The sequence below is a fragment of the Serratia sp. szju genome (assembly GCF_044594185.1).
Classification (GTDB): Bacteria; Pseudomonadota; Gammaproteobacteria; order Enterobacterales; family Enterobacteriaceae; genus Serratia; species Serratia bockelmannii.
The window spans coordinates 1,528,500-1,554,061 of record NZ_CP172576.1 but is presented as its reverse complement, the minus strand read 5'-3'; the positions used below and the strand labels follow the sequence as shown (position 1 = coordinate 1,554,061).

General features: G+C 61.5%; 24 protein-coding genes. 15 read left to right on the top strand and 9 right to left on the bottom strand.

Annotation, left to right across the window (positions count from 1 at the left end; all coding sequences use genetic code 11):
- The first annotated feature begins 266 nt into the window (after positions 1 to 266).
- Complete coding sequence (locus tag RE418_RS07360) at positions 267 to 494, top strand: hypothetical protein (protein WP_049209142.1); 228 nt, start codon at positions 267 to 269, stop codon at positions 492 to 494.
- Positions 495 to 511: 17 nt separating this feature from the next.
- On the opposite strand, the gene RE418_RS07355 is transcribed toward RE418_RS07360, so the two are convergent.
- Positions 512 to 1,711, bottom strand: a complete 1,200-nt coding sequence (locus RE418_RS07355) for an NAD(P)/FAD-dependent oxidoreductase (protein ID WP_089181431.1) — start codon at positions 1,709 to 1,711, stop codon at positions 512 to 514.
- A 300-nt stretch (positions 1,712 to 2,011) separates the two neighbouring features.
- Between RE418_RS07355 and pitA the strand changes: the two genes are divergently transcribed.
- Positions 2,012 to 3,514 carry an inorganic phosphate transporter PitA gene (gene pitA / locus RE418_RS07350; RefSeq protein ID WP_025304605.1) on the top strand — a complete coding sequence of 501 codons (1,503 nt, stop codon included), beginning with the start codon at positions 2,012 to 2,014 and terminating at the stop codon, positions 3,512 to 3,514.
- 73 nt (positions 3,515 to 3,587) lie between these two features.
- On the opposite strand, the gene uspB is transcribed toward pitA, so the two are convergent.
- Positions 3,588 to 3,923, bottom strand: coding sequence for a universal stress protein UspB (gene uspB, locus RE418_RS07345; RefSeq protein WP_016930435.1), 336 nt, complete (start codon positions 3,921 to 3,923; stop codon positions 3,588 to 3,590).
- A 433-nt stretch (positions 3,924 to 4,356) separates the two neighbouring features.
- On the opposite strand from uspB, the gene RE418_RS07340 reads away from it, so the two are divergent.
- From RE418_RS07340 to RE418_RS07295, 10 genes are all read left to right on the top strand, one after another.
- Positions 4,357 to 5,130, top strand: a complete 774-nt coding sequence (locus RE418_RS07340; RefSeq protein WP_025304606.1) for an SDR family oxidoreductase — start codon at positions 4,357 to 4,359, stop codon at positions 5,128 to 5,130.
- A gap of 103 nt (positions 5,131 to 5,233) precedes the next feature.
- Positions 5,234 to 6,142 (top strand): LysR family transcriptional regulator, encoded by a 909-nt coding sequence (locus RE418_RS07335; RefSeq protein ID WP_089181432.1) that lies wholly within the window; start codon positions 5,234 to 5,236, stop codon positions 6,140 to 6,142.
- Between the two features lie 267 nt (positions 6,143 to 6,409).
- Positions 6,410 to 6,847, top strand: a complete 438-nt coding sequence (gene uspA / locus RE418_RS07330; RefSeq protein ID WP_004930988.1) for a universal stress protein UspA — start codon at positions 6,410 to 6,412, stop codon at positions 6,845 to 6,847.
- Positions 6,848 to 7,046: 199 nt separating this feature from the next.
- A complete protein-coding gene (gene gdhA / locus RE418_RS07325) occupies positions 7,047 to 8,390 on the top strand; it encodes an NADP-specific glutamate dehydrogenase (RefSeq protein WP_021505207.1) in 1,344 nt (447 codons plus the stop codon).
- Positions 8,391 to 8,719: 329 nt separating this feature from the next.
- Positions 8,720 to 9,706 (top strand): autoinducer 2 ABC transporter substrate-binding protein, encoded by a 987-nt coding sequence (locus RE418_RS07320; RefSeq protein ID WP_025304608.1) that lies wholly within the window; start codon positions 8,720 to 8,722, stop codon positions 9,704 to 9,706.
- Positions 9,707 to 9,811: 105 nt separating this feature from the next.
- The gene (locus RE418_RS07315; RefSeq protein WP_025304609.1) at positions 9,812 to 11,311 is read left to right on the top strand and encodes a sugar ABC transporter ATP-binding protein; all 1,500 of its coding nucleotides are present in this window, start codon (positions 9,812 to 9,814) and stop codon (positions 11,309 to 11,311) included.
- On the top strand, positions 11,304 to 12,293 hold the full coding sequence (locus tag RE418_RS07310; protein ID WP_015379367.1) for an ABC transporter permease: 990 nt from the start codon (positions 11,304 to 11,306) through the stop codon (positions 12,291 to 12,293). The genes RE418_RS07315 and RE418_RS07310 overlap by 8 nt, the downstream gene beginning before the upstream one ends.
- 1 nt (position 12,294) lies before the next feature.
- Positions 12,295 to 13,248, top strand: a complete 954-nt coding sequence (locus RE418_RS07305; protein WP_049294968.1) for an ABC transporter permease — start codon at positions 12,295 to 12,297, stop codon at positions 13,246 to 13,248.
- A 10-nt stretch (positions 13,249 to 13,258) separates the two neighbouring features.
- Positions 13,259 to 14,896: an FGGY-family carbohydrate kinase gene (locus RE418_RS07300; protein WP_038873847.1), complete on the top strand. Its 1,638-nt coding sequence runs from the start codon at positions 13,259 to 13,261 to the stop codon at positions 14,894 to 14,896.
- Positions 14,896 to 15,495 (top strand): SIS domain-containing protein, encoded by a 600-nt coding sequence (locus RE418_RS07295; RefSeq protein WP_043139085.1) that lies wholly within the window; start codon positions 14,896 to 14,898, stop codon positions 15,493 to 15,495. The genes RE418_RS07300 and RE418_RS07295 overlap by 1 nt, the downstream gene beginning before the upstream one ends.
- A 28-nt stretch (positions 15,496 to 15,523) precedes the next feature.
- Here the strand turns inward: RE418_RS07295 and rsmJ are convergent, their stop codons facing one another.
- The 4 genes from rsmJ to RE418_RS07275 form a co-directional block, all read right to left on the bottom strand.
- Entirely contained in the window at positions 15,524 to 16,270 is a 747-nt protein-coding gene (gene rsmJ / locus RE418_RS07290; RefSeq protein ID WP_049209145.1) for a 16S rRNA (guanine(1516)-N(2))-methyltransferase RsmJ, read from the bottom strand.
- Between the two features lie 8 nt (positions 16,271 to 16,278).
- Entirely contained in the window at positions 16,279 to 18,321 is a 2,043-nt protein-coding gene (prlC, locus tag RE418_RS07285; protein WP_089181433.1) for an oligopeptidase A, read from the bottom strand.
- Positions 18,322 to 18,439: 118 nt separating this feature from the next.
- Positions 18,440 to 18,901, bottom strand: a complete 462-nt coding sequence (locus RE418_RS07280; protein WP_025304615.1) for an HIT family protein — start codon at positions 18,899 to 18,901, stop codon at positions 18,440 to 18,442.
- Positions 18,902 to 18,917: 16 nt separating this feature from the next.
- Positions 18,918 to 19,322 (bottom strand): ASCH domain-containing protein, encoded by a 405-nt coding sequence (locus RE418_RS07275; RefSeq protein WP_025304616.1) that lies wholly within the window; start codon positions 19,320 to 19,322, stop codon positions 18,918 to 18,920.
- 135 nt (positions 19,323 to 19,457) lie between these two features.
- On the opposite strand from RE418_RS07275, the gene RE418_RS07270 reads away from it, so the two are divergent.
- Both RE418_RS07270 and gorA read left to right on the top strand, forming a co-directional pair.
- Positions 19,458 to 20,300, top strand: coding sequence for a 23S rRNA (adenine(2030)-N(6))-methyltransferase RlmJ (locus RE418_RS07270; RefSeq protein ID WP_004931012.1), 843 nt, complete (start codon positions 19,458 to 19,460; stop codon positions 20,298 to 20,300).
- A 130-nt stretch (positions 20,301 to 20,430) separates the two neighbouring features.
- Positions 20,431 to 21,783, top strand: a complete 1,353-nt coding sequence (gene gorA / locus RE418_RS07265; RefSeq protein WP_025304617.1) for a glutathione-disulfide reductase — start codon at positions 20,431 to 20,433, stop codon at positions 21,781 to 21,783.
- A 78-nt stretch (positions 21,784 to 21,861) separates the two neighbouring features.
- On the opposite strand, the gene RE418_RS07260 is transcribed toward gorA, so the two are convergent.
- The 3 genes from RE418_RS07260 to RE418_RS07250 form a co-directional block, all read right to left on the bottom strand.
- Positions 21,862 to 22,428 carry a DinB family protein gene (locus RE418_RS07260; protein ID WP_043139094.1) on the bottom strand — a complete coding sequence of 189 codons (567 nt, stop codon included), beginning with the start codon at positions 22,426 to 22,428 and terminating at the stop codon, positions 21,862 to 21,864.
- A gap of 69 nt (positions 22,429 to 22,497) precedes the next feature.
- The gene (locus RE418_RS07255; protein ID WP_043139098.1) at positions 22,498 to 23,349 is read right to left on the bottom strand and encodes a PhzF family phenazine biosynthesis protein; all 852 of its coding nucleotides are present in this window, start codon (positions 23,347 to 23,349) and stop codon (positions 22,498 to 22,500) included.
- 33 nt (positions 23,350 to 23,382) lie between these two features.
- Positions 23,383 to 24,012 (bottom strand): LysE family translocator, encoded by a 630-nt coding sequence (locus RE418_RS07250; RefSeq protein WP_089181434.1) that lies wholly within the window; start codon positions 24,010 to 24,012, stop codon positions 23,383 to 23,385.
- Positions 24,013 to 24,151: 139 nt separating this feature from the next.
- Between RE418_RS07250 and RE418_RS07245 the strand changes: the two genes are divergently transcribed.
- Positions 24,152 to 25,501: a PLP-dependent aminotransferase family protein gene (locus RE418_RS07245; RefSeq protein WP_193402972.1), complete on the top strand. Its 1,350-nt coding sequence runs from the start codon at positions 24,152 to 24,154 to the stop codon at positions 25,499 to 25,501.
- Positions 25,502 to 25,562 lie beyond the last annotated feature (61 nt).

Genomic DNA, 25,562 nt, shown 5'->3' with positions numbered 1-25,562 from the left:
GTGGCTCACGCACCTCGGCCCCTCCAATTGCCGTTCATATTGGCCACAGAGAAATGCGGGACATTTACGGCAATTCCCCTGCACAGAACGCCCAGAGGCTGGATAAAAAAATGCCACTCAGGCTTAAGTGAGCGGCATTGCATAGAAAATGGAGCCTTATCGGCCCCATCTGTTTGAACGCCACGGGTAGGTGTTCCACGCACCAACAATAAGCTGCTAGCTTATGGTTCTATCAATGTCATTGGCTATGAGAGGCGCTGCCCCATATGAGAAAACCGATCGCCTCGGTGATTTTTGTCCTGGTATTCGCTGTCTTGCCGAACATCATTCCCTCTCGGCTGCTGCTGACACCGGACATGGCGTGGGAAATGGTTCACAAGTCTAATGAATGGGGTCTCGGCGATCCGCAAGCGCTTTCGACAACCTGCCTGCTAATGCTTTATGCCGCTGTCGCGGGGTTGTGTCTGCGTTTTATGCCAAAAAAATCGGCCTAACCCGTCACTGCTGAACGTTAACGCCCCTGCGCTGCCAGCGCCTGGGCGCAGGCCCAGGCCGAGCTCCAGGCCCACTGGAAGTTGTAACCGCCCAACCACCCGGTCACGTCCACCACTTCGCCGATAAAGTAGAGCCCCGGCGCCTTGTGGGCTTCCATCGTCTTGGAAGAAAGTTCGTTGGTGTCGACGCCGCCGAGCGTCACTTCCGCCGTGCGGTAGCCTTCGGTGCCGTTCGGCTGCACGCGCCAGTTCTGCAACAGATCCACCAGCGCCGCCTGCTGCGGCGCATTCAGCTGCTTCAGCGTCGCCTCCGGCAATTGTCCCAGGGTCTGCAAGCACTCCACCAGCCGCTTCGGCAAGTGCAGCGCCAGGGTGTTTTTCAGGCTTTGGTTCGGGTGCTGCAAGCGTTGTTCATCCAGGAAGCCCGCCAGATCCAGCTCGGGAAGTAAGTTAACGCTCACATACTCACCCGGCAGCCAGTAGCTGGACAGCTGCAGCACCGCCGGGCCGGACAGGCCGCGATGGGTGAACAGGATGCTTTCACGGAAGCTGACGCCGTTCTCGGCGGTGATCACCGCCGGCACCGAGACGCCGGACAGCGTCTGTACATGCTCCAACAGCGGTTTATGCAGGGTAAACGGCACCAGGCCGGCGCGCGTCGGCAGCACCTTAAGGCCGAACTGCTCAGCCAGTTTGTAACCGAACGGCGACGCGCCCAACCCCGGCATGGATAATCCGCCGCTGGCCACCACAAGTGAGCGAGCGCTCACTTTTTCACCATTCAGCGCCAGCGCGTAGCCATTCTCGGTTTTCTCTACGTCCAGCACTTCGCTGCGCAGGCGCATCGTCACCTGACCCAGCTCGCACTCTTTGACCAGCAGATCCACCACCTGCTGCGCCGAATCGTCGCAGAACAGCTGCCCCAGCGTTTTTTCATGGTAGGCGATGCCGTAACGGTTGATCAGATCGATGAAGTCCCACTGGGTGTAGCGCGCCAGCGCCGACTTGCAGAAGTGCGGGTTGTTCGACAGATAGGCCGCCGGTTCGGCGTACATGTTGGTGAAGTTGCAGCGCCCGCCGCCGGACATCAGGATCTTGCGGCCCGGTTTTTTGCCGTTGTCGAGCAGCAATACGCGGCAACCGAGTTGCCCCGCCTGCGCGGCGCAAAACATGCCGGCGGCGCCCGCCCCAATCACTACGACATCAAACTGTTCCACCTGAGCCTCACTTATCAAAACCACAATCGCGACAAAAGAGCGCCATATTACGCCGTTTCGCCGCCGGTCACCGCCAAATTCACGGCGGCAGATTGTAAAGCCCCGGCGGCGCCAACGCCATAGTAAGAAAATATTACAGAGGTCAGAGCAGATTAACGCGTTGATATTCCATATTTTTGTTATAGGCGCGTCATCGTTTCGTCATGTCCAAATCAAAAAAACGTCATATTTTCCTTTTCCCCGGCACCGGTTGTCACTGATAATGCGCGGCGTTCATGTCCACAAACTGGCGTAACGCTTATGCTGCATTTGTTCGCTGGCCTGGATTTCCATACCGGCCTGATGTTAATTCTCGCATTGTTGTTCGTGTTGTTTTATGAAGCCATCAACGGTTTTCATGATACGGCCAATGCGGTCGCTACAGTTATTTATACCCGCGCCATGCGCTCGCAACTTGCGGTCGTGATGGCAGGTTTGTTCAACTTTCTTGGCGTAATGCTCGGCGGTTTGAGTGTTGCTTACGCCATCGTCCACTTGCTGCCTACCGATCTGTTGTTGAACGTCAGTTCAGCACACGGATTAGCCATGGTCTTCTCCATGCTGCTGGCGGCAATCATCTGGAACCTCGGCACCTGGTATTTCGGTCTGCCGGCCTCCAGTTCCCATACGCTGATAGGCGCAATCATCGGTGTCGGTTTAACCAACGCCCTGATGACCCACACCTCGGTCGTGGATGCGCTTAACGTCCCGAAAATGATTGGCATTTTCCTTTCTCTGCTGTTCTCGCCGCTGGTCGGCATGATGGTGGCGGGAGTGATGGTGTTTGCCTTGCGCCGCTATTGGAGTGGCACCAAGAAACGCCAGCGTATCCACATGACCCCTGCGGAACGTGAAAAGGTCGACGGCAAACGCAAGCCGCCGTTCTGGACCCGTATCGCGCTGATCCTGTCGGCGATTGGCGTCAGCTTCTCGCACGGCGCCAACGACGGCCAGAAAGGTATCGGCCTTATCATGCTGGTGCTGATCGGCGTTGCGCCGGCTGGCTTCGTGGTCAATATGAATGCAACCGGTTATGACATCACCCGTACGCGTGATGCCGTGACCCACCTGCAGCAATATTACCAGCAGCACGGCGACGCGCTGTCGCATGCGGTGTCGCTGACGCCGCTGGTGCCAAGCCCGGATGACGAAGCCGCGCCTGGCAAGCCTGCCGAGTTCCACTGCGACAGTTCGCGCGCCATGCCGGCGATCGAGCTGGCTCAGGGCATGCTGACCAACCTGCAAAGCTACGATCAGCTGACGGTTGACCAGCGCAGCCACCTGCGCCGCCTGCTGATGTGCGTGACCGACACGGCGGATAAAGTCGCCAAGCTGCCGGAAACCTCATCCGCCGACCAGCGTTTCCTGAAGAACCTGCGTCAGGATCTGCTGCAGACCGTCGAGTACGCGCCGATGTGGATCATCGTCGCCGTCGCGCTGGCGCTGTCGCTCGGCACCATGGTGGGCTGGAAACGCGTGGCCACCACCATCGGCGAGAAGATCGGCAAGAAAGGCATGACCTACGCCCAGGGCGTATCGGCCCAGATGACCGCAGCGCTGTCTATCGGCGTGGCGAGTTATACCGGCATGCCGGTCTCCACCACCCACGTCCTCTCTTCGGCGGTTGCCGGGACGATGATCGTGGACGGCGGCGGCGTGCAGAGCAAAACCGTGAAGAACATCCTGTTGGCCTGGGTACTGACCCTACCAATCTCGATCCTGCTTTCCGGTGCGCTGTATTGGGTTGCGTTGAAGCTGATCTAAGCGATAAGCATCATGAGGAAGGCGGCCACTGGGCCGCCTTTTTTTTGCCTGCATCAAGGGAAACAGAAAGGCATTAATACCAGATCATCAGCGCTATCAGGCTGATGACCACCAGGCCGCACAGGGCCGAGGTCAGCATAAACTGCCCGCGCACCCGCTCGCAGCGGCGGATAAACTCCGGATCGTGATGCTCGACATAGCGCTGCGCGAAGATATAGCGCACCAGCCTCAGCTGCTTGCTGGGTTGCCCGTGGGCGGTGAAAAAACCGCCGCCGTCGACGTACTGGTACAGCAACGGGTCACAGCCGCGCAATACCACCAGCAACGCGCGCAGAGAAGAGTAATACCGCACCATGTTTACCACACACACCACACATAAGGCCCAAAACAGCGCGACGGTACTGATCATGATTACCCCCTCAAGGCGTTGTTATCCGCGGCCTTCCGCCGGGTCCAACCGCCCTACCTCATTACCCGATACTCTGCTGGAGCTTACCGCTCTCATCCCCTTTTTTGCCTGCACGGACCATGCCCATAACCCACCGCCTCCGGAGACGTTACCGCACCGCACAGAGAGATTTGCACGGCGTGGTTCCACTCAGAGGGGAAATGATGAGGCCCATATCCATCATTGTAGGTTAATGAAACGCAAACTGGCCTGAGCAGTGGATAAAATTTACCGCCCTGTGCCGAAAAGTCACCTGCCGGGACGTTATAAGCGATAACCGCCCGTTTTCGATTAGGCGGTTTTTATGGATAGTCTATCCCGCGCCACGCCGCTGATCTTTCCCCCCACGCTGGCTAGACTCAGGTTTCCGTTACGTTCATCCAAGGAAACTGTTATGGCAAACCATTCAATCAAGGGAAAAACCGTCCTCATCGCCGGCGGCGCCAAGAACCTCGGCGGGCTGATCGCGCGCGATTTGGCTGAGCAAGGCGCCAAAGCGGTGGTGATCCACTACAACAGCGCCGCCTCCAAAGCCGAAGCGGAGAAAACCGTCGCCGCCATTCAGGCCGCCGGTGCGCAAGGCGTCGCGCTGCAGGCCGATCTGACCACCGCGGGCGCGGTCGAGAAGCTGTTCGCCGATGCGGTCGCCGCCGTCGGCAAGCCGGATATCGCCATCAATACCGTCGGCAAGGTGCTGAAAAAGCCGATGGTCGACATCAGCGAAGCCGAGTACGACGAGATGACCGCGGTCAACGCCAAAACCGCGTTCTTCTTCCTGAAAGAGGCGGGCAAGCACCTTAACGACAACGGTAAAATCTGCACGCTGGTCACCTCGCTGCTCGGCGCCTTCACGCCGTTTTACGCCGCTTACGCCGGCACCAAAGCGCCGGTGGAGCACTTCACCCGCGCCGCCGCCAAGGAGTTCGGCGAGCGTGGCATCTCCGTGACGGCGGTCGGCCCCGGCCCGATGGACACCCCGTTCTTCTACCCGGCTGAGGGTGCGGACGCCGTGGCCTACCACAAGACGGCGGCGGCGCTGTCGCCGTTCAGCAAAACCGGCCTGACCGATATCGAAGACGTGGTGCCGTTCATCCGCCATCTGGTCAGCGACGGCTGGTGGGTAACCGGCCAAACCATCCTGATCAACGGCGGCTACACCACCAAATAAGTTCGACGGGGGGCGGAGATGCCCCCGCACCTGCTCGCGCGCAACCGCGTCATACGGCTACACTCTCTGTCAGAAACGGCGCCAAGGAACAGCAGGTCACGAGATGGACAGATTCAATCAATACCGCGTATTCGTGCAGGTGGCAGAAATGGGCAGCTTTATCCGGGCGGCCCACGCGCTGGAGGTGCCGCGCGCCTCGGTGTCCGCCGCCGTGCAACAACTGGAAACGCAGCTGGGCGTGCGCCTGCTGCACCGCACCACACGGCAAGTGCGCCTAACCGCCGACGGCGAACAGCTGCTCGAGCGGCTGCGCCCGCTGCTGGCCGAGGTGGAAGACATCGATCAGTCGTTTCAGGCCAGCCAGCGGCAGGCCTCCGGGCGGCTCAGCGTCGACGTGCCGAGCCGCATCGCTCGTCGGTTGATCGCCCCGGCGCTGCCTAGCCTGTTGCGGCGCCACCCTCATCTGCAACTGGTGCTCGGCTCCGCCGATCGCGCCATCGATCTGGTGCAGGAAGGGGTCGACTGCGCGGTGCGCGTCGGCGATCTGCACGACAGCAGCCTGGTGATGCGCCCGCTCGGCCATATCGCGCTGATCAACTGCGCCAGCCCCGCCTACCTGAGCGAATTCGGCCATCCGCGCCAGCCCGCCGACCTCGCTGAGGGGCACTGGAGCATCGGTTACGCCTCGCCCAAAACCGGCCGCGAATCCCCCTGGGAATACCTGACCGACGACGGCCATACGCAACGCCTCGAACTGCCCAGCCGGGTGGTGGTCAACAACGCCGAAAGCTATATCGCCTGCTGCAGCGCCGGGCTGGGACTGATGCAAATCCCGCGCTACGACGTGCAACACCTGCTCGACGCCGGTGAACTGGTGGAAGTCCTGCCCGGTTACCGCGCCGCCTCCATGCCGATCGCCCTGATCTACCCCCATCGCCGCCAGCGATCGCGCCGCCTGGCGGTGTTTCATGAGTGGTTTGAAAGCCTGCTGCAGCCGCATCTGGAGCGCTGATTGCACATTTAGCGCTATACTTTGTTTAATAACGCTTATAATTCAAGCGGTCAGACCGTTAAAGCCCGCATAACCCATAGGCTTTTACGCCGCGCGGGTGTACAACGAAAGGTATCGGGCGGAGAGATTTTCGATGCGGCGCAGTGTGATCGCCCCAACATATCATTGCGTTATCCGAATGATACTATGGAACCAAAAGCGCCAGGCGGGTAAACGGAACGCCTGCTAACCCTTTTTAATCGGCATGTTTATGGAAGGAGTATTCTTATGGCTTACAAACACATACTGATCGCGGTGGACCTATCCCCGGAAAGCAAGATCCTGGTAGAAAAAGCCGTCTCGATGGCGCGGCCGTACAACGCTAAAGTTTCTCTGATCCACGTCGATGTCAACTATTCCGACCTCTATACTGGCCTGATCGACGTCAATCTCGGCGACATGCAAAAACGCATCTCTGAGGAAACCCATCAGGCGCTGACCGAGCTGTCGCAGAACGCCGGCTACCCGATCACCGAGACCCTGAGCGGCAGCGGCGATCTGGCGCAGGTATTGGTCGATGCCATCAAGAAATACGACATGGACCTGGTACTGTGCGGCCACCATCAGGACTTCTGGAGCAAGCTGATGTCTTCCGCTCGCCAGCTGATCAATACCGTGCACATCGATATGCTGATCGTGCCGCTGCGCGACGAAGAAGACGAATAAAGTAAGCGCTTGCTAACTTAACTACCCAACGCCCGCGCCCTGCGGGCGTTTTTCATGCCGCCACGCCGATTAATCGCTTGATAATCAACCGCCCTCCGATGATATAGTCGCTAAAGACACAACATCCTCCCCCGGGCATCACCCACACCCAAATCTATAAGAAATAGCGGGGGAAACTTAATGCGAAAAGGAGTTATCCATGGAATATGCCGTATCGGTAGAGTCTTTCCTGTCCTCGTTACAACGCCATAACCCCCACCAGCCGGAATATCTGCAGGCGGTGCGCGAAGTGTTCACCTCGCTGTGGCCGTTTATCGAGCGCAACCCGCGCTATCGCGAACAGGCGCTGCTGGAACGCCTGGTAGAGCCCGAGCGCATCATTCAGTTCCGCGTCAGCTGGGTGGACGATCGCGGCCAGGTGCAGGTCAATCGCGCCTTCCGCGTGCAGTTCAACTCGGCCATCGGCCCCTATAAGGGCGGCATGCGCTTCCACCCATCGGTAAACCTGTCGATCCTGAAGTTCCTCGGCTTTGAGCAGACCTTCAAGAATGCGCTGACCACCCTGCCGATGGGCGGCGGCAAAGGCGGCTCCGATTTCGATCCGAAGGGCAAAAGCCAGGGCGAGATCATGCGCTTCTGCCAGGCGCTGATGACCGAGCTGTACCGCCATCTGGGGCCGGACACCGACGTGCCGGCCGGCGACATCGGCGTCGGCGGCCGTGAAGTCGGCTTTATGGCCGGCATGATGAAGAAACTGTCCAACAACACCGCCTGCGTATTTACCGGCAAAGGGCTCTCCTTCGGCGGCAGCCTGATCCGCCCCGAGGCGACCGGCTACGGCCTGGTGTACTTTACCGACGCCATGCTGCAGCGCCACGGCCTGGGCTTTGAGGGCATGCGGGTGGCGGTGTCCGGCTCCGGCAACGTGGCGCAGTACACCATCGAAAAAGCGCTGGAGCTGGACGCGCGCGTGATCACCGTATCGGATTCCGGCGGCACCCTGGTGGACGAAGACGGCTTCACTACCGAGAAGCTGGCACACCTGGCGGAGATCAAAAACCAGCGTTACGGCCGGGTGGCGGACTACGCCCGCGAACGCGGCCTGACCTATCTGGCGGGCCAGCAGCCGTGGAACGTGCCGGTGGATATCGCCCTGCCGTGCGCCACCCAGAACGAACTGGATCTCGAGGCGGCGCAGACGCTGATCCGCAACGGGGTGAAGGCGGTGGCGGAAGGCGCCAACATGCCGACCACCATCCAGGCCACCGACGCCTTCCTCGACGCCGGGGTGCTGTTCGCACCCGGCAAGGCGGCCAACGCCGGCGGCGTGGCCACGTCGGGGCTGGAGATGGCGCAAAACGCCGCGCGCATCGGCTGGCGGGCGGAAAAAGTGGATGTACGTTTACAACATATCATGGCGGATATTCACCATGCCTGCGTGGAATACGGCGGCGAGGGCAAGCAAACCCACTATGTACACGGCGCGAATATCGCCGGTTTCGTCAAGGTCGCGGAGGCGATGCTGGCCCAAGGCGTGCTGTAATCCGTCGTAAAGGTGATCTTGTTCACACATCGATTAAATGCTTCAATGCCGGCCTCTGCGCCGGCATTATTTTATGCCTTCACGCCATCAGAATGATGCAACCTAGTTAAATAAAAGTTAATAAATAGTTATTTACTACCATTTAATTGGTAGTAAATTTACCACCATCAAATAATTAAACATTTATTTAACACTAAATACGCCAATATTTTACTTAAATGTGCGCAGATCACATTTCATTAACTTCAGCTACGCCCCCTCTTCCATTCCTTTGTAATCTGCAGCGGTGGAAAAACCGCCACCCCTACAGATAAAAAAAGGTACAGCTAATGAAATTTAACCTCGCATTATTAAATGCATGTGTGGTTTCTGCGTGCATGTTATCGACAACACCTGTGTTCGCCGCTGATAAGTATGAGATTGCCGTAGTCGCCAAAGTGACCGGCATCCCGTGGTTCAACCGCATGGAAGTGGGCGTCAACGAAGCGGCGAAAAAACTCGACGTCAACGCCTACCAGACCGGCCCTTCTACGCCGGATCCGGCCGCGCAAGTCAAGGTGATTGAGGATCTGATCGCCAAGAACGTCAACGCCATCATCGTGGTGCCGAACGACGCCAAGGTGCTGGAACCGGTGCTGAAAAAAGCGCGCGACAAAGGCATCGTGGTGCTGACCCATGAATCCCCGGACCAGCAGATCGGCCAGTGGGACATCGAGACCATCGACAGCGAGAAATACGCGCAGGCCAACGTCGATGAGCTGGCGAAAGACATGGGCGGCAAAGGCGGCTATGCGATCTACGTCGGTTCGCTGACCGTGCCGCTGCACAACGCCTGGGCCGACTTCGCCATCAAATACCAGAAAGAAAAATACCCGGACATGTTTGAAGTCACCTCGCGCTTGCCGGTGGCGGAAAGCATCGACAAATCCTACGCCACCACGCTGGATCTGATGAAAACCTATCCGCAGATGAAGGGCATCATCGGCTTCGGTTCGCTCGGCCCGATCGGCGCCGGCCAGGCGGTGGCCAAGAAACGCGCCAAGGACAAAATCGCAGTGGTGGGCATCGCCATGCCGGCGCAGGCCGCCCCTTACCTGATGCGCGGCGACATCAAGAAAGCGCTGCTGTGGGATCCGAAAGACGCCGGTTATGCGCTGGTGACGGTGGCCGACCAGCTGTTGCAGGGCAAGGAAGTGAATAAGGACCTGTCGATCGAGGGCCTCGGTAAGGCCGACGTCGATATGGAACACAAAGTGATTCGGTTTAATAAGATTTTGGAAGTGACCAAAGACAACGCCAAATCGCTCGGATTCTGATTTTTCGCGTAATTTCGCCACACCGGGAAAGAAGTTAAACCCTCGTAGGGGCGCAGCGTTGCTGCGCCCAGGGCTTCGGCCGCTACGCAAGCACAGGTTAACGTTATGACAGCCTCCCCCGCATTTATCACCCTGGAGAATATCAGCAAGCGATTCCCAGGCGTGCTGGCATTAGACCAGATCAACCTGACGCTGAATAAAGGCGAAGTGCACTGCCTGGCCGGGCAAAACGGCTGCGGCAAAAGCACCATTATTAAAATCATCTCCGGCGTCTATCAGCCGGAAAAAGGCGCCAACATTTCGCTGGAAGGCAAACTCTTCCACGCCCTGACGCCGCAGCTGTCCGGTTATTACGGCATACAGGTGATCTACCAGGACCTGTCGCTGTTCCCTAACCTGACGGTGGCGGAAAACATCGCTATCCACCGTTACCTGCCCGGCGGCCACTTCTGGGTGCGCAAGCGGGTGATGCGCCAGACGGCGCTGGACGCCATGGCACGGGTCGGCGTACACATCGATCCCGATAAAAAGGTGGAAAAATTGTCGATCGCCGATCGGCAGCTGGTGGCGATTTGCCGCGCCATCGCCGCCGAAGCGCGGTTGGTTATCATGGACGAACCGACCGCCTCGCTGACCCGCCAGGAAGTCGACGGCCTGCTGCGGGTGGTTAACGAACTGAAGGCGGCCGGCATCTGCGTGGTGTTCGTCAGCCACAGATTGGACGAAGTGATGGAAGTCGCCGATCGCATCAGCGTAATGCGCGACGGCAAGCTGGTGGGCACCTGGCCGGCCAGCGAACTGGACAGCCATGAACTGGCGTTCCTGATGACCGGCCAACGCTTCCATTACAGCCCGCTGCCGCCGCTGCCGCCGGCTGAACAAGCGCCGCTGCTCGAGGTGCGCAACCTCAGCCGCGGCGAAAAATACCGCAACGTCAATCTGGCGCTGCGCGGCGGCGAGATCGTCTCGATCGTCGGCCTGCTCGGCGCCGGCCGCACCGAACTGTGCCTCAGCCTGTTCGGCATGACGCGGCCGGACAGCGGCGAGATCCGCATCGAGGGCCGCACGGTGCAGCTGCACAACAACCGCGAAGCGGTGCGCCACGGCATCGGCTATGTGTCGGAAGATCGCCTGACGCAGGGGTTGATCATGGAGCAATCGATCTACGACAACACCATCGTCACCGTCTTCGATCGGCTGCATACCTCGCTCGGGCTGTTGGATCACGCCAAGGCGACCGAGCTGGTCAACCGGCTGATCCGTGATTTGAACATCAAGGTGTCCGACAGCGCATTGCCGGTGAAAACCCTGTCCGGCGGCAACGCCCAACGTATCGCCATCGCCAAATGGGTGGCGACCCAGCCGAAGATCCTGATCCTCGACTCGCCTACCGTCGGCGTGGACATTGCCAACAAAGAGGGGATCTACCAGATTGCCCGCGATCTGGCGCAGCTGGGCATGGCGGTGCTGATGATCTGCGACGAGATCCCGGAAGCCTATTACAACAGCCATCGGGTGATGGTGATGCGCAAGGGCGAACTGATCGCCGAATTCGCGCCGCACCAGAGTACCGAACAACAGATCGCCGAGGTGGTGAATGGATAAGTCATTATTGGCCCGCCTGGCCGGGCGGCACGAGTTTTATCTCGGCCTGTTGGTGCTGCTGCTGGCGATCGGCCTAAGCGCCGGCACCGATGAGTTTCTGACGCTCGGCAACCTGACCGACGTCGCCACCAGCTACGCCATTCTCGGCATTCTGGCCTGCGGGCTGTTCGTGGTGCTGATCGCCGGCGGCATCGACATTTCGTTCCCGGCGGTCACCGCCATCGCCCAGTATGTGATGGCCAGTTGGGTGATCCAGCACGGCGGCAGCTTCCCGCTGGCGTTCGCCCTGGCGATCGGCGTCGGCCTGCTGCTCGGGCTGGTGAACGGTTTCCTGGTGTACTGGCTGAAGGTGCCGGCGATCATCATCACCATCGCTACCCTTAACCTGTTCTACGGCCTGCTGGTGTACGCCACCAACGGCACCTGGCTGTACGGCTTCCCGGACTGGTTCATGAACGGCATCAACTGGTTCTCGTTCCAGGGCGCCGACGGTTACGACTACGGCCTGACGCTGCCGCTGCTGTGCCTGCTGGCGACCATCGTCGTCACCGGCGTGCTGATGAACCGCACCCGGCTGGGGCGCCAGATCTACGCCATGGGCGGCAACCGCGACGCGGCGTCGCGCCTGGGGTTGAACCTGCTGCGGCTGCACTTCTGCGTCTACGGCTATATGGGCATTCTGGCCGGCGTCGCGGCGGTAGTGCAGGCGCAGATCACCCAGTCGGTGGCGCCCAACTCGCTGCTCGGCTTCGAGCTGACGGTATTGGCGGCGGTGGTGCTGGGCGGCACCAGCATGAGCGGCGGCCGCGGATCGTTGACCGGCACCCTGCTCGGCGTGGTGCTGCTGGCCTTCCTGCAAAATGGGCTGACGCTGCTCAGCGTCTCGGCCTATTGGCACCAGGTGTTCAGCGGCGCGATCATTTTGATCAGCATCAGCACCACCGCCTGGAACGAAAAACGCAAGCTGCTCAAGGAGATCTGACATGACGCAGTTAACTCGGTTGATCCCAAGCGATCGGATCATTCGTCTGCAGGGCGCGATCATCATCGCGGTGGCGCTGCTGTTCGCCGGTCTGCTCGGATCGCGCTTCTTCAGCCTCGGCAACTTCCAGTCGATCGCCTCGCAGCTGCCGATCCTCGGCCTGCTGGCGCTCGGCATGGGCATCACCATGCTGACCGGCGGCATCAATCTGTCGATCATCGCCGGCGCCAACGCCTGTTCACTGGTGATGGCGGCGATCATCGTCAGCCATCCCGACCAGCCGCTGTTCCTGGCACTGGCGCTGTTGGCCGGCCTGCTGGTGGCGGTGGCAATCGGCGCACTGAACGGGGTGCTGGTGGCCTGGATCGGCGTCTCGCCCATCCTCGCCTCGCTCGGCACCATGACCCTGATCACCGGCCTGAATATCCTGCTGTCCAACGGCGCGGTGATCTCCGGCTTCCCGGCGGCGATTCAATTTCTTGGCAATGGCGCCGTACTCGGCGTGCCGGTGGCGCTGATCCTGTTCCTGCTGGTAGCGGTCGGGCTGTGGCTGCTGCTGGAGCACACCACGCTGGGCCGCAGCCTGTACCTGATCGGCTCCAACGAGCAGGCCACCCGCTTCAGCGGCGTGAACACCGCGCGGGTGCAGATCGCGGTGTATATCCTGTCGGCGCTGCTCGGCTGGGGCGCCGCCCTGCTGATGATGGCCAAGTTCAACTCGGCCAAGGCCGGCTACGGCGAATCTTATCTGCTGGTGACCATTCTGGCCTCGGTGCTGGGCGGCATTAACCCGGACGGCGGTTTCGGCCGTATTCTGGGGCTGGTGCTGGCGCTGATCGTGCTGCAAATGTTGGAAAGCGGCCTCAATCTGCTGGGGGTCAGCAGCTACCTGACCATGGCCCTGTGGGGCGGCGTGCTGATCCTGTTTATCGCGTTACAGAATCGAAAAGCCTGAGGAGAAAATAATGGCAAGCTATTTTATTGGCGTAGATGTGGGCACCGGAAGCGCGCGCGCAGGCGTATTCGATCTCAACGGCCGCATGGTCGGCCAGGCCAGCCGGGCCATCGATCTGTACCGGCCGAAGGCGGATTTCGTCGAGCAGTCGTCGGATAACATCTGGCAGGCGGTGTGCAATGCGGTACGCGACGCGGTCAACCAGGCCGACATCAACCCGATCCAGGTCAAGGGGTTGGGCTTCGACGCCACCTGTTCGCTGGTGGTGCTGGATAAAGAGGGCAAGCCGCTGACCGTCAGCCCCTCCGGCCGCACCGAACAGAACATCATCGTGTGGATGGATCACCGGGCGATCGCCCAGGCCGAGCGCATCAACGCCACCAAACACCGGGTGCTGGACTTCGTCGGCGGCATTATCTCGCCGGAGATGCAGACGCCGAAACTGCTGTGGCTGAAACAGCACATGCCCACCACCTGGGCCAACGCCGGCTACCTGTTCGATCTGCCGGACTTCCTCACCTGGCGCGCCACCCAGGACGCCACCCGTTCGCTGTGCTCGACGGTGTGCAAGTGGACCTATCTCGGCCACGAGCAGCGTTGGGACAAGAGCTACTTCCAGCAGATCGGGCTGGAAGACGTGCTGGAACACGACGCGGCCAAGATCGGCAGCGACGTTAAAATGATGGGCGAGCCGCTGGGCCACGGCCTGACTCAGCGCGCCGCCAGCGAGATGGGGCTGATCGCCGGCACGGCGGTGAGCGTATCGATAATCGACGCCCACGCCGGCACCCTCGGCACGCTGGGCGCCACCGGCGTCTCCGGCGAGGTGGCCGACTTCAACCGCCGCGTCGCGCTGATCGGCGGCACCTCCACCGGTCATATGGCGATGTCGCGCACCGCGCGCTTTATCGGCGGCGTCTGGGGGCCGTATTACTCGGCGATCCTGCCGGAATACTGGCTGAACGAGGGCGGCCAGTCCGCCACCGGCGCGCTGATCGACCACGTCATCCAGTCGCACCCGTGCTACCCGGAGCTGCTGGCGCAGGCGAAAACCCAGGGGCAGACCATCTATGAGGTGCTGAACGCCATTCTGCGCCGCATGGCCGGCGAGCCGGAGAATATCGCCTTCCTGACGCAGGACATTCACATGCTGCCGTACTTCCACGGCAACCGCTCGCCGCGCGCCAACCCGACGCTGACCGGCATCCTGACCGGGCTGAAGCTGTCGCGCACGCCGGAGGATATGGCGCTGCACTACCTGGCCACCATTCAGGCCATCGCGCTCGGCACCCGCCACATCATCGAAACCATGAACCACAGCGGCTACAGCATCGACACCATCATGGCCAGCGGCGGCGGCACCAAGAACCCGATCTTCGTGCAGGAGCACGCCAACGCCACCGGCTGCGCCATGCTGCTGCCGGAGGAAAGCGAAGCGATGCTGCTCGGCGGTGCGATGATGGGCACCGTGGCGGCGGGCGTGTTCGACACCTTGCCGGAGGCGATGAGCGCCATGAGCCGCATCGGCAAGACGGTGACGCCGCAGACCAACCAGATAAAAAGCTACTACGACCGCAAATACCGGGTGTTCCATGAGCTGTACAACGACCACATGAAATACCGCCGGCTGATGCAGGAGGAGGCGTGATGCAGCAGGAGTGGCGGCAGGCCGTGCAGGGTTGGCAAACCTACAGCCAGGAGCTGGCGCAGCTGGGCGAGCGCCTCGACGCGCGCACCTGGCAACGGCTGCTGGCGCAGCTGGCCGACTGCCGCGGTAAAATCGCCGTCACCGGCGTCGGCACCTCGGGGATTGCGGCGCGCAAGATAGCCCACATGCTAGCCTGCGTGGAACGGCCGGCGATCTACCTCGACGCCACCGGCGCGGCGCACGGCGATCTGGGCTTTCTGCGCGCCGACGATCTGCTGATCCTGATCTCGCGCGGCGGCAATTCCGACGAGCTAACCCGCCTGCTGCCGACGCTGCAGGCCAAGGGGGTGACGCTGATCGCGGTGACGGAAAACCCGCACTCCGCCATCGCGCAGGCGGCGCAGCTGACGATCGCCACCGGGGTGCAAAAGGAGATAGATCCGCTGAACATGCTGGCCACCACCTCAATTGTGCTGGTGCTGGCGATCTTCGACGCCGCCTGCGCCTGCCTGATGGCGCGCAGCGGTTACGACAAGGAGACCCTGCTGGCGGTGCATCCGGGCGGCGGCGTGGGGAAAAGTTTGCGGGAGGAAAACTGAGGGCCCGACACGGCGGGCCCGGCTGACATTACAGCGGCATGTAGATATCGAAACGGTGGCTTTTGGTCAGCGTGGCGGCGTGCGCCGGCACGTCGGCCAGCGGCGGCGCGTAGTCCGGGCGTTTCACCACCACGCGCTTGGTCGCCAGGCGGCGCGCCGGCTCCAGCAGGCCGTCGGCGTCATCGTCGCTGCCCACCAGCGATTGAAACACCCGCATCTCTTTCTTCACCAGCGCGCTTTTTTGCTTGTGCGGGAACATCGGATCGAGATACACCACCTCGGGGCGCGGGCTGAGATCCGCCAGCGCCGTCAGGCTGGAGGCGTGCAACAGCGTCAGGCGCTCGCGCAGCCACGGGCCGATTTCCGCATCCTGATAGCCGCGCTGCAGTCCGTCGTCCAGCAACGCCGCCACCACCGGATTGCGCTCCAGCATCCGCACCCGGCAGCCCAGCGCCGCCAGCACGAAGGCGTCGCGCCCCAGCCCGGCAGTAGCGTCCACCACGTCCGGCAGGTAGCTGCCCTTGATGCCGACCGCCTTGGCCACCGCCTCGCCGCGGCCGCCGCCGAAACGGCGCCGGTGCGCCATGGTGCCGGTGACGAAGTCGACATAGATCCCGCCGAGCTTCGGCTCGTCGCGCTTACGCAGCTCCAGCCGTTCCGGCGTCAGTACCAGCGCCATCGGCGCATCGTCATCGGACACCAGCTGCCAGCGCTGCGCCAAAACAGACAAGGCGCCGGGATCGGCGCCTGCTTCACACAATAAACACACGCTCACGTGTCGGGTTATCCTTTAATGCCGTAATGGCGCAGCATAGCATCCAGCTGCGGCTCGCGGCCACGGAAGCGTTTGAACAGCGTCATCGGCTCTTCCGAACCGCCGCGCGACAGGATGTTGTCGAGGAAGGATTTGCCGGTCTCGGCGTTGAAAATCCCCTCTTCTTCGAAGCGCGAGTAGGCGTCGGCCGACAGCACTTCCGCCCACAGGTAGCTGTAGTAACCCGCCGCGTAGCCGCCGGCGAAGATGTGGCTGAAGGCGTGCGGGAAGCGGCCCCAGCTCGGCGAAGGCACCACCGCCACCATTTTCTTCACTTCCGCCAGCGTCGGCAGGATCTGCGCGCCTTTTTCCGGGCTGTATTCGAAATGCATGCGGAAATCGAACAGGCCGAACTCGAGCTGGCGCAGGATGAACAGCGCCGCCTGGTAATTCTTGGCCGCCAGCAGCTTGTCGAGCATGGCCTTCGGCAGCGGCTCGCCGCTCTGGTAATGGCCCGAGATAAACGCCAGCGCTTCCGGCTCCCAGCACCAGTTTTCCATAAACTGGCTCGGCAGTTCGACCGCATCCCACGGCACCCCGTTGATGCCTGAGACGCCGGCGGTATCGATCTGCGTCAGCATATGGTGCAGACCGTGGCCGAACTCGTGGAACAGCGTGGTCACTTCGTTATGGGTGAACAGCGCCGGCTGGTCGCCCAGCGGACGGTTGAAGTTGCAGGTCAGGTAAGCGACCGGTTTTTGCAGCGTGCCGTCAGCCTTGCGCAGGCTGCCGACGCAGTCGTCCATCCAGGCGCCGCCACGTTTGTTTTCGCGGGCGTACAGATCGAGGTAGAAACTGCCGCGCAGCTCGCCGTCGGCGTCGAACAGATCGAAGAAGCGCACGTCCGAATGCCAGGTCTCCACGTCTTTACGCTCTTTGGCGGTGATGCCGTAGATGCGTTTCACCACTTCGAACAGCCCTTCCACCACACGCTGTTCCGGGAAGTACGGGCGCAGCTGCTCGTCGCTGATGGAGAACAGGTGCTGCTTCTGTTTTTCGCCGTAGTAGGTGATGTCCCAGGCGTCGAGCTCGTCCACGCCATAGTGCTGTTTGGCGAAGGCGCGCAGCTGTGCCAGCTCCTGCTCGGCCTGCGGGCGGGCGCGCTTGGCCAGATCGCTCAGGAAGCCGATCACCTGCTCCGGGCTTTCCGCCATCTTGGTCGCCAGCGACTTGTCGGCGTAGGTGTCAAAGCCCAGCAGCTGAGCCAGCTCATGGCGCAGCGCCAGCGTTTCCGCCATCACTTCGCTGTTGTCCCATTTGCCGGCGTTCGGCCCCTGATCGGAGGCGCGGGTGGCGAAGGCGCGGTACATCTCTTCACGCAGCGCGCGGTTGTCGGCGTAGGTCAGCACCGGCAGGTAGCTCGGCATGTCCAGCGTCAGCAGCCAGCCGTCCTGCTCTTTGGCCTGCGCCATCGCCTGGGCCTGCGCCAGGGCGCTCTCCGGCAGGCCGCTCAGCTCGGCTTCGTCGGTAATCAGTTTGCTCCAGCCCATGGTGGCGTCGAGCACGTTGTTGCTGTAGGTGGAGCCCAGCTCGGACAGGCGTGCGACGATCTCGCCGTAGCGCTGCTGTTTGTCCGCCGACAGGCCGATACCCGACAGCTCGAAGTCGCGCAGCGCGTTGTCCACCGCCTTGCGCTGCGGCACGCTCAGCGTCTCGAACGCCGCGCCCTCTTTGAGGCTGCGGTAGGCCTGGTACAGCCCTTCGTGCTGGCCAACCCAGGTGCCGTACTCGGACAGCAAGGGCAGCGCCTGCTCATAGGCGGCACGCAGCTCCGGGCTGTTTTTCACCGAGTTCAGGTGCCCGATCGGCGACCAGATGCGCGACAGGCGATCGTCCGACTCCGCCAACGGCTGACACAGATTGTCCCAGGTGAACGGCCCCGGCTGCGCGACCACGCGCTCTACCGCTGCGCGGCAGTCCGCCAGCGCGGATTGCACCGCAGGCACGATATCTTCAGGGCGGATCGCCGAGAACGGAGGCAGGGAAAACGGGGTCAGCAACGGATTTGTCATAGGGCAGTCCTGATTAGCGTTGGGGCCCGCCACGGGGGCGAGCCTTAAAATGCGTATGAATCTCTAACATGGAGCCAGGCAACAGGAAAATCAATGCCCGGCGTTGATCGTTCGTGCCTTAAACGGCGCATTGGCGAATGCGGGCGGCCAGCGCCGCCAGCTGTTCGTCGTCGGCGCGCGCCGCGTCGTGGGAGGAGATATAGCCTTCGTAACGCGCGAAAAACTTCGGCGAGGTCGATTCGATCGGCCGCCACTGTTCCAGCGACGCGGTGCCGTGCAGCGGGATCAGTTTGGCGTGCACATGGTCAACGCCGTAGCCCTCGAACACCATGCCGCAGCGGCCGACGTCGTCGAACGCGCGATCCAGCTGCTTTGCCACCCGCTTGGTCGCCAGCATCAACGCGCTCAGCACCTCGTCCGGCAGGTCAAAGGCGTAGCTCGGGTGGTGCGCCTTGGGGATCACCACGCTGAAGCCGTCGGTGTTGGGAAAGATGGACAGGAACGCCAGATGGTCGTCGTCTTCCCAGATTTTATGGCACGGCGCCTTGCCCGCCACGATGTCGCAAAAAATGCAGCTCATCCTTTCTCCTTGTGATTCACAGCGTTTCAACCCGTTCGAATTCTTCGAACACCAGCCACATGTCCGGCGCAAAGCTCCCCTCGCGGGTAAAGAATGCCTGATGCCCCTCGCGCCAAAACGCCAGGCTTTTGTCGCCTTCGCCCTCTTTGGCCGCCATCTCGGCGGTCACTTGGTCGTAGCGCACCAGGCGCAGCGCCAGGGTTCTGATCACGCAGGCCGGTTCGCCGCGGCCATCGAGAACGATGCTGTAATCGCCGATCCGCGGGGTTTGTTCCCGACGATAGCTCGCATAGGAACTGCAGGTGGCGGTTTTATCCCCGCTCAGCACCAATCCCAGCAGTTCGTCGGCTAACGCCGGGCCGTCGCCGAACGCCCAGCGCGCCGCGTCGGGGTAATTCGCCAAAATCGCCTGTTTGCTCATCGTCCTGTCCCTTTCTGTTAACGTCTGCGGCAACGGAGTCCAGTTTTTCCCGGCCAGACAGTTTATACTGTGCAGATTATAAGCCTTATTGCATTGAATGCTCCGTCTGCGGAGCACAAGGAACCGCCACCCGTCATGTTAAGTTATCGCCACAGTTTCCACGCCGGCAACCACGCCGACGTGCTCAAACACACCGTTCAGAGCCTGATCATCGAGTCGCTGAAGGAAAAAGAGAAGCCGTTCCTATATCTGGATACCCACTCGGGCGCGGGCCGTTATCAGCTCAGCGGCGAACACGCCGAGCGCACTGGCGAATACCTGGAAGGCATCGGCTTGCTGTGGCAACGCGACGATCTGCCGGAAGAGCTGGCGGCCTACATGAGCGTGGTGCACAACTTTAACCGTTCCGGCACGCTACGCTACTATCCCGGCTCGCCGCTGATCGCCCGCCAGCTGCTGCGCCCACAGGACAAAATTCACCTGACCGAGCTGCACCCGAGCGACTACCCGCTGCTGCGCAGCGAGTTCCAGAAAGACGAGCGCGCCAAAGTGCAGCGCGCCGACGGCTATCAGCAGCTGAAATCCCAGCTGCCGCCCCTGTCGCGCCGCGGCCTGATCCTGATGGACCCGCCGTATGAAATGAAGACCGATTACCAGGACGTGGTCAAAGGCATTCAGGAAGGCTACAAGCGTTTCGCCACCGGCACCTATGCGCTGTGGTACCCGGTGGTGATGCGCCAGCAGATCAAACGCATGCTGCGCGATCTGGAAGCCACCGGCATTCGCCGCATCCTGCAGATCGAGTTGGCGGTGAAACCCGACAGCGATCAGCGCGGCATGACCGCCTCCGGCATGATCGTCATCAACCCGCCGTGGAAGCTGGAACAGCAGATGAAAAACGTGCTGCCGTGGCTGCACAAGGTGCTGGTGCCGTCGGGCATCGGTCACCATCTGGTGAACTGGGTGGTACCAGAATAATCCCCATCAGGGCGCGGTTTGCCGCGCCCTGCGTCCACCTATCGCAGCCATCGACGCAATCTTTGCGACAAACCCCGGTCAGGCGTTAAACTCTTACCCTCTTCAAATTCACAACTCATGGAAATCCCAGATGACGAAACATTACGATTATCTAGCAATTGGCGGCGGCAGCGGCGGTATCGCATCGATCAACCGGGCAGCCATGTACGGCCAAAAGTGTGCGCTGATTGAAGCCAAAGAGCTGGGCGGCACCTGTGTAAACGTGGGTTGTGTACCGAAAAAAGTCATGTGGCACGCGGCGCAGATCGCCGAGGCCATCCATCAGTACGGCCCGGACTACGGCTTCGACACCACCGTCAACGCCTTCGACTGGAAGAAGCTGGTCGCCAACCGCACCGCCTATATCGACCGCATTCACAACTCCTACGATAACGTGCTGGGCAAGAACAAGGTCGACGTGATCAAAGGCTTCGCGCGCTTCGTGGATGCGCACACCGTGGAGGTGAACGGCGAGACCATCACCGCCGACCACATCCTGATCGCCACCGGCGGCCGCCCGAGCCATCCGGCTATTCCGGGTGCGGAATACGGCATCGACTCCGACGGCTTCTTTGAGCTGGACGCCATGCCGAAACGCGTCGCCGTAGTCGGCGCCGGCTATATCGCCGTGGAGATCGCCGGCGTGCTGAACGCGCTCGGCGCGGAAACGCACCTGTTCGTGCGCAAGCACGCGCCGCTGCGCAGCTTCGATCCGATGATCGTCGAAACCCTGGTGGAAGTAATGAACACCGAGGGGCCGAGCCTGCACACCGAATCGGTGCCGAAAGCGATCGTCAAGAACGCCGACGGCAGCCTGACGCTGCAGCTGGAAAACGGCAAAGCATTCACCGTCGACTGCCTGATTTGGGCCATCGGCCGCGAACCGGCGACCGACAACCTGAACCTCGGCGTCACCGGAGTGAAAACCAACGAGCAAGGCTACATTGACGTCGATAAGTTCCAGAACACCAACGTCAAAGGCATCTACGCGGTGGGCGACAACACCGGCGCGGTAGAGCTGACCCCGGTCGCCGTGGCCGCCGGCCGCCGCCTGTCCGAGCGCCTGTTCAACAACAAGCCGGACGAGCACCTGGATTACAGCAACATCGCCACCGTGGTATTCAGCCACCCGCCGATCGGCACCGTCGGCCTGACCGAGCCGGAAGCCATCGAGAAATTCGGCGCGGACAATGTGAAGGTGTACAAATCCTCCTTCACCGCCATGTACAGCGCCGTGACGCAGCACCGCCAGCCGTGCCGCATGAAGCTGGTGTGCGCGGGTAAAGAAGAGAAGATCGTCGGCCTGCACGGCATCGGCTTCGGCATGGATGAAATCCTGCAGGGCTTCGCGGTGGCAGTGAAGATGGGCGCCACCAAGAAGGACTTCGACAACACCGTGGCGATCCACCCGACCGCGGCGGAAGAGTTCGTCACCATGCGCTGAGGCGCAACCTCGCCGAGTTTCGGCGCGTAACAGGCCAGGCGCGAAAGCGTCTGGCTTTTTTTATTTATCTCGCTCGCCTCACGGCGCCCGGCGGTAATGATCGCGAAGAAACACCGGCAAATCGTTCGCCGGCGAGGCGAAGGGTACTTGATAGAGCATATCGCCGACAAAACCGCGATGATAGGTAGCGTGGTTGACGACATGCAGCACGATTTCCTGGCGCGTCATCCGGCCTTCCCCCCCGCCGACGAACTCGAAATGTACCACCTGCGCCAGCGCCTCGGGTGACCAGTTGTCCACCTGTTCGATATACCAGCGGTCCATTTCCTCCACCGCACACCGCAAGTCGTCAAGCGCAGGCGTTTGCTCGGTGTTGCGCGCGAGGTAGCCATGTTTTCGACCTTGCAGATGGTGCCTGAAGATATCGTCCACCACGTACACATGATTTAAGGTATGCACCATATTGCCAAAACGGGTCGGCCGCTGCCGTAAGGCTTCACCGGCCGGCAAGGACATCACGGTGTCAAAGGTCAGCGCATTCGCCCACGCTTTGTAACGTACCAGCATTTTCAACGTTTCGGTGACCGTCGTCGGCTGCGTAATATCAGCTTCGACAGGGGTATCGTTTGGTGGCATCGCAGACATACTGTTCACTCCTTATCATCGGATGAAAATCGATATTCCGTTCAGCCGCACACAGTGCGGCGACGCTTTCTACGCCGTGCCAATCCCTTGCAGCCGCCCTTCGACCTGAGTGCGCGTATTGCCGCCCACCCAAATCCGGCCGCTCTCGTCGTGGGTGATATGCACGCGCCCGTTGCGCCCACGGCAGCGGCCCTGGGCGGCGATATAGCCACCGCTGACCACGCCGCTTGCGAACAACCACTGGGCCAGCGAGGCATTGAGGCTGCCGGTGACCGGATCTTCGACGATAGCGCCAAGATGATCGCTCAAAAAGGCGCGAACTTCGAAGGCTGCGTCACCATCGGCATGTGGGCCGACGACGCCAATGTCCACTCTGCGCGGCCAGCTTCTCGCCGGCGTAAGGGAAAGTACCCGCTCAGCGCTGGCCAGCCGGATCCCCAGCCACCCCGGACCGTTATCGATCCAGGCGGCATCGAGCGCCTCCTCAGGCGCGATACCTAAAAACTGCAGCGCGTCGGCCAACGTCTCTTCTGAGGGCGCCCCGGAGCGAATCAACGGCGGCGCGGCAAAACACAGCCGTCCTGCCTCGCGGCGAATGCTCACCAAGCCCGCCCCGCATTCCTGGATGATCTCCGCCCTATTGCGCGGCATCCCCTCCGCAGTGAGCCAGGCATGACAACTGCCCAGCGTCGGGTGTCCGGCAAACGGCATTTCACGATCCAGGGTGAATATCCGCACCCGGTAATCCGCCTGGGGGTGCGTCGGCGGCAGCAAAAAGGCCGTCTCCGACAGGTTGAACCAACGCGTCAAACACTGCATGTCTTCCGTCGACAACGCTCCGGCGCCCGTGATCACCGCCAACGGATTGCCGGCAAGCGGCCCGGCGCCAAAGACATCCACCATCTGCATGCCAAAAACCATCGCTTCTCTCCTCAGGTTAACGCCGGGCGTTCATTACCCCCGCGATATCAACAGCTCCAGGCCCGCCAAAGCGAACAGCAGCGCAAGCGTTCCTTCAATCCAGCGCCTCACCCGGGTGTAAAACGCGATCATCGGCGCCGTTGAGAACAGCAGGGCATACCCCCCGAAAATCGTCACGCCGAGCAGCGCGCAACCGCCAATAATTGCCGGTAAAACCTGCTCAGGCGCGCCTTGCCGCAATCCCAGCGACATGATCGCCATCCAGGACATGATGGCCTTGGGATTGCCGAGGTGCATCAGCACGCCCTGCCGATAAAGCGCCCGATAAGGCCGCGCATCGCGCCCTGCGGCCATGCCCGGCGCCGCAGCGGACGTCCGTAACGCGGACTTTCCAGCGCGCAGCGCCAGATACAGCATATACACGCCGCCAACGATTTTGATGGCCCACAGCGCCTGCGCATACGTGGCCAACACGGCGGAAAGGCCGGTCGCGGCCAACATCGCCCAGCACAGCGATCCGGTCATCACGCCGGCGGCCAGCACCAATGCGGGCCTGCGGCCGTCACGCATCGCCACGCCCATGATCGCCATGTTGCTGGGGCCGGGGCTGGCGGTAGCGAGGAGATAGGCGCCGTAAACCAACGCAAGCTGACTGACCATCATGGAAAAACTCCGCTGACCCGCCTTACGGCCGAGCCGTTGTTGAAAACGCCGGGACTCCTCACCAACATAGTATGTGTTACACTTTTCGCCTATTTAAATAGTGTCACGTGACACTATATTCTTTCTCCGGAGAGCGACCATGCGGCTTCAATCCCCCTGGCAACCCCGCCTGGCCAACGTGGAAGCCACTACCGTCGAACGGCTGGTGCTGGCGTTGGCTGACGACATTATCGAGGGCAAGCTGCAAGGAGGCGATCGTTTGCCGGCACACCGCCCCCTCGCCTGGCAATTGGCGATCGGTCTGGGCACGGTGACCAAAGCCTACGCCATCCTGGAACGACGCGGGCTGGTCCGCAGCGTGAAGGGGCGCGGGATGTTCGTGGCGATCCGCCGCGCCCGTGAAGAACGTGAAATCGATCTCTCGTCCAATGCGCCGCCGGCGATGCTGACTGACCGTTTGCTGGCACGCACGCTGGCCGGCATCGCACGGAAAATGGATGCAGATCATCTGAACCTCTATTCCCCTCCGACCGGGCACTTGGAACATCGGCGTCTGTTGGCCCGCTGGCTGGAAAACGCCGGCGTCACGATCGAACCGTCGCACCTGGCGCTGACCAGCAATGCCCGTCAGGCGATTTCGTTGGCATTTGACCTGGCCTGCGGGCCACGCGGGACGATACTGACCGAGAGGCTGACCTACCCCGGCGCGATCGCGCTGGCCCGACGTAAAGGCCATCGCCTGATCGGCGTGGAGATCGATGCGCAAGGCATGGTGCCGCAGGCGCTGGCGAGCGCGCTCGAGCGTGTCTCCTCCGGCCATATTGCGGTCTATCTGACACCGACGCTGCATAACCCGACGACCGCCACCATGAGCGCCGAGCGCAGGCGGGCTATCGTCGAGATATGCCGGCAGGCGAATGTCTGGATCATCGAGGATGGCGTGTATGCCCTAGGGCATTCAGCAGTGCCTGCGCTCGCGACGTTGGCACCCGAGCGGGTGTTCCATGTCAATGGCCTGTCGAAAACGCTCGGCCCGGGGTTGCGGATCGGTATGCTGACTCTACCGCCCGACATGCAAACCGCGGCGGAAGAAGCCTTGCAAGATATTCCCTTCGCACCTTCGCCACTGTCTTGCGCCGTGGTGGGGGAGTGGTTGTCCAGCGGCGCAATCGAGGCGATACCGCAAGCGTTGCGCCATGAGGCTCAGCGAAGAGTGCATCTGGCTACCTCGATATTCGATGCCGACGAATGCGTATCGCATCCCGACGCTTACCATGTCTGGCTGCCGATGCCGCGCGAAACCGCCGAGTCTGTGGCCGCCGCCGCCGCGTTGGCGGGCGTTAAAGTCACGCCGCCGGCCGCGGTCATGGTCAATGACGGCGAAAGTGAATCGGGCATTCGCCTGTGCCTGGGTTCCCCCTCACTGGACGAGCTAACGGCAGGCCTGACGCAGCTGGCCCAGCTGTTGAAAGCACATCGGAACGGCTGACAAACGGAAGGGAAAGGTTACGCGCACGGGCCGACCGACCCAGACCTGTTCTTTTTGTGCG